Source organism: Bacteroides sp. AR29 (assembly GCF_900217715.1).
GTDB lineage: Bacteria > Bacteroidota > Bacteroidia > Bacteroidales > Bacteroidaceae > Bacteroides > Bacteroides uniformis.
This window is the reverse complement of sequence record NZ_OBMS01000047.1, coordinates 1-7,681: the sequence shown is the minus strand read 5'-3', so window position 1 is coordinate 7,681 and position 7,681 is coordinate 1. Positions and strand designations below refer to the sequence as shown.

The following is a 7,681-nucleotide window of genomic DNA, read 5'->3' as shown; positions in this document are numbered from 1 at the left end:
AGTTCCGCGAAAACTCTGGTAATTTCGTACATCGGCATGCAGACTCAAGAGGTTACAATTAAGCCGCATGTACGGGTTGTCATGCAGAGTGATACTGAACTTTTGGATGAAGTTGTAGTTGTTGCCTATGGTACTGCTACAAAAAGATCCTTCACAGGTTCCGCTACTGAAATTAAAGGAGACCGTATTGCTAACAAAAATCCGTCCGAATTATCTAAAGCGCTAACCGGTGAAGTAGCAGGTGTACAAGTTATTTCAACTAGTGGACAACCCGGCTCAAATGCAAGCATCAGAATTCGCGGTTTAGGTTCTGTAAATTCAAGCCGTGCTCCGCTGTATGTAGTGGATGGAATCCCCTTTGGTTCAGATTTAAGTGGAATTGATCCTTCAGACATAGAGTCAACTACCGTATTGAAGGACGCAACAGCAACAGCTCTATATGGTTCAAGAGCTGCCAATGGAGTAATTTTGCTGACCACCAAAAGAGGTAAAAAAGGAAAAACGCAGGTTGAGGCAAATGTAAAATATGGTATCAACACCCGTATAATTCCTCTTTATGACACGATGGAAAATCCTGAAAGGTTTCTTGAACTGACATGGGAAGGTATTAAAAACAAATATATGTACCGCGCGAACAATCCTAAGGATGAAGCTACTGCCAAACAATATGCAAGCGAAGACCTTTTTGATGCAGATTACGGTATTGCCCCCGTATATAATATGTGGAAGGCTGAAGGTAAAAATCTGATAGATCCTGTTACTGGAAGAATGAAGGCAGGTGTAGTCCGCAAATTTACTCCGGAGAAATGGGAAGATTATATTTTCCGTACAGGAGAAAAAGTAGAAGCCAATGTTAAGATATCAGGAGGTAGCGACAAGTTATCACATTATACCTCTTTCGGTTACTTGAAAGATGAAGGATACTATATAGGTTCGGATTTTGAACGTTTTAATGCCCGTTCCAATCTGTCTCAAGACATCACCTCATGGTTGAAATCAAATGTTAATATGGCTTATAGCTATATGGAACTGAATAAGCCCGGTCAAGGTGACAACATGAACAATGGTTTCCAATTCATTAATTTTATGCCTTCCATATTTCCGGTATTCCAACGTGATGCAGATGGCAATAAAATAAAGGATAATGTGGTCGGAGGATATCTGTATGATTATGGTATGGCTGAAGGTTATGGACGTCCTTACGCTTCAGGCGTAAATCCAGCCGGAGCGATTCAATTGGACAAGAATGAGTACCAGTCTCATTCATTCAACGGAAATGCCATGTTTGAAGCAACTTTCTTGAAAGACTTCAAAGGAACGGTAAACTTTGGATTGCAATATCTTGGTACAAAAAACAATGAATTGACAAATCCATATTATGGTGATGCAGAGGGGTTAGGACGTATTTTCAAAAACATGAGTACATTCTTCAGCTTCACGTCAAACCAGATATTGTCATGGAAGAAAAGTTTTGGTGTGCACAATCTCGATGCATTCGTTGCGCATGAATCTACATTCTACAAGTCATCTGACAACTATGGCCAGAAATCAAAGATTGTTCGTCCTAACAATACAGAATGGTCTAATGCTGTAATTATGGACTATATGGATTCTCAAACCTACGGGTTTGACATGGAAAGCTACTTCGGACAAATTAGATATGATTATAACGATAAATATTTCTTTCATGGAACATTAAGACGTGATGGTTCATCACGTTTTGCCAAAGGGCAGAAATGGGGAACATTCGGTTCTATCGGCGCCGCCTGGGCCATCACTAACGAAAATTTCATGAAAGACGTGAGCTGGTTGAAGAATTTGAAATACAAGTTAAGTTGGGGTGTGTTGGGTAACCAAGACTTTATCACCAATCCTACCATTGCAGGTTATTATCCTTACAATGATTTGTATACGATCGGTAACCTGAATGATGAAATCAGTTTTAGCTTTAAATATAAAGGTAATCCTGATTTGACATGGGAACGCAGCGAAACATGGAATACTGGTATCGAGTTTAATATAGCCGATATTTTGGAAGGTGAAGTGGAATACTACAATAAGACTACCAAAGATATGTTGTTCCTAAAGCAAGTATCTCCATCGCTGGGATATGCACAATACCCCGTCAATGACGGTAAAATGGTCAATAAGGGTCTCGAATTTTCTTTGGTGGCACATCTTGTGAAAACGAATGATATAAGTCTTGATTTACGTGTTAATGGTGGACATTATAAGAATAAAATGACCCAGATGCCTATGGATGATACCACAGGAAAAGAAAAGCCATTGGAGATACAAGGTGCTTACGGATGGTCGAAAGGACATTCTCTGTATGATTTCTATATAAGAGAATATGCCGGTGTAGATCCAGAAACCGGTATGGCATTATACAACTCATACTATAATGTAAAAGCCGATGGAAGCAAGGACTTGATTACAGATATGGTAACTTACCAGCAAAACAATAAGATAGAGCGTTTGGAAGTAGAAAAGACCTCCGATTATAACAACGCAACTAAGAAATATGTCAGGAAATCAGGTATTCCGACTTTACAAGGGGGATTCGGTTTTGATTTAGCTGTTAAAGGTTTCGAATTAAATACGACTTTCTCCTATAGCTTAGGAGGATATGCTTACGACGGTGTATATGCTACATTAATGTCTAACAATACACCTGGTAGTGGAAACTGGCATAATGACATTGAAAATCGTTGGCAAAAGCCGGGTGATATAACAGACGTGCCACGTTTAACTTCCGGATATGATGAATATACAAATGCATCTTCTACTCGGTTCATTACCAGTCGTTCTTATTTGAATTTATCCAATGTAAGATTATCCTACACATTCCCTAAAAAATGGATGAATAGAATGAACATTGGTTCCTTGTCGGTTTATGTTTCCGGTGACAACCTGATGTTCATTTCGGCTCGTAAGGGATTTGTCTCAATGGCAGGAAATACCGTCAGTACAGATCCTAATGAGGATTCCGGAGGCTCTGACAGAAGTCAGTATGCTCCATTGAGTACTATTATGGGAGGTATTAAGATTCAGTTCTAACAATAAAATCATTTGAATATGAGAAATGTAATATATAAAATAGCAGCTTGTTCTGCATTAGTAGCCTTGGTGCTTTCTGGCTGTAAAGAATCTTTTCTGGAGGAAGATCCAAATGGATATATTTCATCTGACCAGATAAAAGAAAATGCAGTGTGGAATCCTAATATCATGTTAGGTCAGGCATTAGGTACGTATTCCACAACATTTGCCTGGCAGACAGGCGGTACGACGAATCACGACGATTTCGGACAAAAATCCATTGATATTGCCACAGATTTAATGAGTGGGGATCTGGCAATGAGCGGAGAAACCTACGGCTGGTTTAGCGATGCAGCTAGATTGCAGTGTAATACTACCACAAAAAATAGAACCTACATGCTGTGGAGGTATTATTACCGCATCATCAAGGCCTGCAATGAAATATTTGACACTGTAGGAGGAGATGAAAGTGTACCGGCTAATGAGGATAACCAAAATTATTATGCACAAGCAAAAGCTTTGAGGGCTCATTCGTATTTCAATTTGGTGAATTTATATGCAAAACCTTACGATATTGATAAAAATGCTAAGGCCATACCTCTTTACCGTTCTCAAACCACAGCAGAGACATTAGGACTCTCCACAGTGGAGGAAGTGTATGAACGGGTTATTATCGACTTGAAGGAATCAATAAATATTTTGGAAGAGTTGGAATCAGCAGGTATTGGTCGTCCCAACGGCACTAAGGACCAAATCGACCAATGGACAGCTAAAGGAATACTTGCCTATGTTTATTTGACCAAAGGTGAATATGAGAATGCTGCTGCATTAACTTCTGATATTATCAATAACTCAGGATATCCTTTGATGAGTGAAACTGAAATTATCGAATCTGGATTCCGGAGTATCAATATCGGTTCATGGATGTGGGCATTTGATATTACCAAAGATAACACCGGAGGTTTGCCCACATTCTGGGGACAGGTAGATTATTTCACTTATAGCTACTGTTCTGCAGGTGATTATAAAATGATAGACCATAATCTGTATAATGAAATACCTGAAACAGATACTCGTAAACAGTGGTTTCATCCGTCTGTATTGATTAGCTGGTATAAATTTTATGATGCCGGAAGAAAAGCAATGGGAGACCGTACATGGACAAATGATATTGTTTACATGCGAGTTGAAGAGATGTACCTGATAAATGCTGAAGCCAATGCACGGGCAAATCATCTGCCCGAGGCAAAAGCAGCATTGAAGGCTCTATTAGAACAGCGGGATCAGGCCACGGCTGCAGAAGTGGACAATATGAATGCTGATCAATTACTGGAAAACATATACTACAACTGGCGTGTAGAAATGTGGGCCGAAGGACGAGGTTTACTTACCTTGAAACGTTTCCACAAATCAATGGTACGTGGTGACAACAACTACGCATTGACTGGTGAAACAATCTCATACGATGACTCCAGATTGATCTTTGAAATTCCAGAGCGTGAAGTAACGAATAATCCCAATTTGCAGAAATGATAAAGTGCCACATTAGATTGTGCAAATCAGATGAATAAAAGAGGGAGAGTATCTAAATTTAGAATACTCTCCTTTTTTAATATAACGAAATCTGGTTCTTGTTGTATAAAGAGGGCAACACAAATCATTGCAGATGCACTGACATATCAATCTTATTTAGACTGCTTCAATAACCATATTTCAAAGAATTTATCGTAAACCTTGTATTCTCCAAGTTCACAAGTAACAAAATCCTTGTCCAACAATCCTTTTATAGCTCCTTGTACTGAGCTGGCTGTCAATTTATAGGTTTTCAAGAATCTGGAAGAAGTTATTTCCCTTGCTTTTCCTTCTTTGCAAATGGCAAACAATACCTCCTTTTGTTTGGGAGGAAGTTGATAAAGAAGAGAGGAATAAGTAAAATTCAACTGAGACTAAATGTTTTCGATCGCTATGCTCACTTTGTCTGCCGTACAAATTTCACCTGTAGCTGTCATTGCATACAATGAGTTGGAGATGAATTGAATATACCATGTAATGCCCTCAAAACGTTCATATACGTTCTGAACAGTTTCTTCTGTAATGTCTTTATTGGCTATGAGGAAATGTTTCCTAATAAACTTTGTGTAAGTTCCTATGTCTATTGGATGTAATTCCATGATGGCTGTACTTTGATAGAAAGGGCGTGCTGGACTTGTGAATATTTCGCCCATCATATGCCGTTGGGAACCTGCATAAATAAATCTTGCATTTGCGCAATGCTGAATATGGGTACGCAATACAGCTTCAATATTTTTTCCGGATATTTGGCAATAGCTTGAAATTCGTCAATAGCCACCAGGCAGGGCTTGTCGGCCTTCTCCAAATAATAAAAAATTTCATCCAAAGTAATAGAAGGAGTTTTTATATCTCCCATCTCCAAATTCCAACCGGGATTTCCTGCAAAATCAAATGAAATTCCCGCCCGAAGCGATGATAAGCAACTTAAAAACAAATCCCACGCTTTTCTACCTCGTGGTTTCAGACCATTCATAATTCCTTTGCCAAGCTCAAAAACAAACTCTTGAAGATTCTTAGTCGCATATATATCAATCAAGAAAATATAATATTCCTTTTCGATATGTTTTTTGATGAAAACAATGTTCTATTAAGCCCGTCTTTCCTAAACGACGAGAAGATATTAAAGCTACATTGTTACCATTTGTGATATAACGGGTTAATGTTCCGGTTTCAGCTACACGGTCACAAAAATATTCAGCGGATATATATCCATTGGTTATGAAAGGGTATTCTTCTCCATAAAGTGAATGCTTTATACAAAAAAAATTATAATCTTATTATAATGCAAATATCACAATGCTTTTGTATCGATTCTCCAACTTTGTTTCATATAATCTGTCAGAGGAAATCTGTTGATTTACTCTTCTCATATTGGAAATTAAATTATAGATTTACAATCTTTCTTTATCCTCTGCCAACAAAAAGTTTCGCAGTGAAATCTGTTTAATTCCTTTGTAATTTCCCCCGCTTTGCATTTCATCCATTGTAACTACATATTTGGGGTAATTGTCTGCTATTTCCAAAAGATTGCCAAATTCTCGCCTAACAGTTGCATCATCGGGAAGCATATATGCTACTTGGATATAGACTTTATGGTCGTCCTTGGAAGCAATGAAATCAATTTCCTTATTGCCACTCTTTCCGACATATACTTCATATCCATATCTTAACAAATCAATGCATACTACATTTTCCATTAACTTGTTGATGTCTTTTCGAAAATCGAAATGCTGTATGGAATTATGTAATCCTAAATCTTCAAAATAATATTTCTCACCAATCTCAAAGATTTTCATCCCTTGGATTTCAGCTCGTTGAATTTTGTAAATAAAGAAACTATTGCACAGTGCCTTTAGATAGTTCAGAATTGTCTGCGTAGGAATGTTGACGTGTTGCGACTTTAAATATTTACTAATATTCTGGGCAGAAAAAAGAGAACCGGTATTATCTATCAGATAAGCTACGAGATTCTCCAAAAAAGATACATTCCGGATTGATTCACGGGCAACCACATCTTTTAGTAGGATAGTAGAGTAAACATTTCTCAAATACTCGAATATGACATTCTTGTCCATTGTTAGATTATGAATGTATGGCATACCTCCGAATGTAAGATAGAGTTTTAAACTTTCGGTGGAATCTTGACATTGATTGAAAGTTAAGAATTCCCCGTAGCTAAGTGAATGAATGGGAAATTCTATATATCTTCCTGCCAATTGAGTAGCAAGTTCACTGGACAGCATTTTAGCATTACTTCCGGTGCAATAGATATCGCATTTATTTTCGTTCAATAAACTCCGCAGACACAATTGGAATTCTTCAATCTCTTGGATTTCATCTACAAAAAGATAGTTATGATTATGCCCAGTAACCTTCTTTAAAACATATTGATAAAGATCCATGTAGTTCCTAATTTCCGTGAAGGCAAGTTGCTCTTTATCTACAAAAATGATATTGGCTTCCGGTATGTTTTTCTTTATGATATCTGATATCTGCAAAAGAATGTAGCTTTTACCTATCCTACGTTGGCCGGTTATTACTTTTATTATACTTTTATCAATAAACGGTTCAATTCTCCTTATGTATAAAGGGCGGGAGATATAATTTTTCATATTCAAACATGATTTAGTTTATATACAAAGATATAAAATATTTCAATTATAATTGAATCTTGCCGTATATATTATATATTCATCAATTATAAATAACATATGTAAAGCAAATATTTCTCAACAAAAAAATATTTTGGAACTTTTATGGATAAAATTTATCTTTCAAGATAAATTCCTCTATATAATCTATCGTTATTCTTGAATAAAAAACATTTATTGGGTTAATTAGTACATCACCAATTAAAAGAGTAGAATGAAATGTTACAATAACGCGCTCATTATCAGCTTTTAATTATTCAAAACGGTATGAAATGGGTACTTCGAGCCACTTACCTCCCTTTGCCATATACCTTTATAGATAATATACAATAGAATAAACTCTGTTCTATAGCAAACGTAAACAATTGTTTTTTAGCAATATACACTTATTGTAGTTCCGCGAAAACTCTGGTGATTTC

Annotated in this window: 3 protein-coding genes and 1 pseudogene; 2 read left to right on the top strand and 2 right to left on the bottom strand. The window is 37.0% G+C overall.

The features are described 5' to 3' along the window. Positions 1-15: 15 nt before the first annotated feature. Both CSD97_RS18465 and CSD97_RS18460 read left to right on the top strand, forming a co-directional pair. A complete protein-coding gene (locus CSD97_RS18465; RefSeq protein ID WP_081106173.1) occupies positions 16-3,060 on the top strand; it encodes a SusC/RagA family TonB-linked outer membrane protein in 3,045 nt (1,014 codons plus the stop codon). 18 nt (positions 3,061-3,078) lie between these two features. After that, on the top strand, positions 3,079-4,572 hold the full coding sequence (locus CSD97_RS18460; RefSeq protein WP_005828414.1) for a RagB/SusD family nutrient uptake outer membrane protein: 1,494 nt from the start codon (positions 3,079-3,081) through the stop codon (positions 4,570-4,572). Between the two features lie 152 nt (positions 4,573-4,724). On the opposite strand, the pseudogene CSD97_RS18455 reads toward CSD97_RS18460, so the two are convergent. Together CSD97_RS18455 and CSD97_RS18450 are read right to left on the bottom strand one after the other, a co-directional pair. Next, positions 4,725-5,867, bottom strand: a pseudogene (locus CSD97_RS18455) (ATPase). 135 nt (positions 5,868-6,002) lie between these two features. After that, on the bottom strand, positions 6,003-7,223 hold the full coding sequence (locus tag CSD97_RS18450) for an ATP-binding protein (RefSeq protein ID WP_057097288.1): 1,221 nt from the start codon (positions 7,221-7,223) through the stop codon (positions 6,003-6,005). Positions 7,224-7,681: the final 458 nt, after the last annotated feature.

Coding starts and splice junctions, on each gene's coding strand:
- CSD97_RS18450 (WP_057097288.1), bottom strand. CDS start 7,223: ATGAAAAATTATATCTCCCGCCCTTTATACATAAGGAGAATTGAACCG.
- CSD97_RS18460 (WP_005828414.1), top strand. CDS start 3,079: ATGAGAAATGTAATATATAAAATAGCAGCTTGTTCTGCATTAGTAGCC.